Annotated in this window: 2 protein-coding genes; both read right to left on the minus strand. The window is 58.8% G+C overall.

Features of this window, described 5'->3' with window-relative positions; genetic code table 11:
* Positions 1 to 5: 5 nt before the first annotated feature.
* Positions 6 to 566 carry a DUF1285 domain-containing protein gene (locus B7L09_RS08825; protein ID WP_094468494.1) on the minus strand — a complete coding sequence of 187 codons (561 nt, stop codon included), beginning with the start codon at positions 564 to 566 and terminating at the stop codon, positions 6 to 8.
* A 15-nt stretch (positions 567 to 581) separates the two neighbouring features.
* A complete protein-coding gene (locus B7L09_RS08830) occupies positions 582 to 1,187 on the minus strand; it encodes a DUF4823 domain-containing protein (RefSeq protein ID WP_094468495.1) in 606 nt (201 codons plus the stop codon).
* Positions 1,188 to 1,192 lie beyond the last annotated feature (5 nt).

The raw sequence follows: 1,192 nt of genomic DNA on the forward strand, positions 1-1,192 counted from the left end.
ACACGTTAAGGCTCGAGGCCGATGGGGAAGAACTCACCACTGCTCCAAACGCCAAGCCAGCGTTGCCCGTCGATCTCGCGGGTCACGGCCAGTTCTACCAATTGATAGAACACATTGCGATGCACGAGGGCTTCGAGGTTGGTGCGCACCCGCAGATAAGGCGCGGGCTCTTGCGTGACCGGGTCGATCACCACGCGGATCGGGTGTTCGGTGCCGGCTTCCGTGGTCTCGTCGACATTGGTGGTGAAGCGCAAGACTTGTGCTTCGCCCTCGCCTTCCACGTCCACTGCAATCGCCACGAACGGCGCATCATCGACCTTGATACCGACCTTCTCGACCGGCGTGATCAGGAAATAATCATCGCCATCTCGACGAATGATGGTGGAGAACAGCTTGACCATCGGTTTACGCCCGATCGGCGTCCCCAGGTAGTACCAGGTGCCGTCGCGAGCGATGCGCATGTCGATGTCGCCACAGAAGTCAGGGTTCCACAGGTGGACCGGCGGCAAGCCTTTGGTTTTGGGGATTTGCCCCAACAAGTCGTTGGCTTTTTGCGGGCCACTCATGGCGTTCTCCTTGGATTACTGGTCGCTGAGACCAATCAGACTGCGCGCGTATTGCTCCAGCGGCGGGCCAATCAGGTCTTGTGGCTTGTTGTCGTGGAACGTCAGTAAACCGCCACGACTGCGAATGCGCGCAGTATCAATCAAATACTGGGTGCTGGTCTCGATCAACATGATCTGGATCACGCCGCTGTCGATGCCCAGGCGATCCACGTATTCCTGATCGAGCCATTCGTCCGAGTTACCAATACGGTCATCCGCCTTGGCGAACCGCGTGTAAAGCAAGTAATGCGCACCGGCGGCGCGGGCTTCACCCATGGCCTGGTCGAGGCCTTCGGGGGCACGGGCGCGGCGCACCATGGGGAAATATTCGACGAAGCCGTTGAAGGCTTCTTCGGCCACCACATTAGGTCGCGGATAAGCGCTGCCCGGCGGCGCGAAGGCACCTTGGGCGATGTATATGAAGGAGTCCGGCTGAATGCGCAGGTTATTCACCCGACGACTGTCGCTGTGATCCAGCAGCCCTGCATCGCTCATGTGGTAGCGAGTTCCTTCAGCCATATCGCTGACATTCATGCAGCCACCAAGCGCCAAAAACGCCAGCAACAAAACCAGACTACGCATCCTAC

This window comes from Pseudomonas mandelii, assembly GCF_002251635.1.
Classification (GTDB): Bacteria; Pseudomonadota; Gammaproteobacteria; order Pseudomonadales; family Pseudomonadaceae; genus Aquipseudomonas; species Aquipseudomonas mandelii_B.

Bases quoted from the DNA above. Each gene is read 5' to 3' on its own strand.
- B7L09_RS08825 (WP_094468494.1), bottom strand. From the start codon at position 566: ATGAGTGGCCCGCAAAAAGCCAACGACTTGTTGGGGCAAATCCCCAAA.
- B7L09_RS08830 (WP_094468495.1), bottom strand. From the start codon at position 1,187: ATGCGTAGTCTGGTTTTGTTGCTGGCGTTTTTGGCGCTTGGTGGCTGC.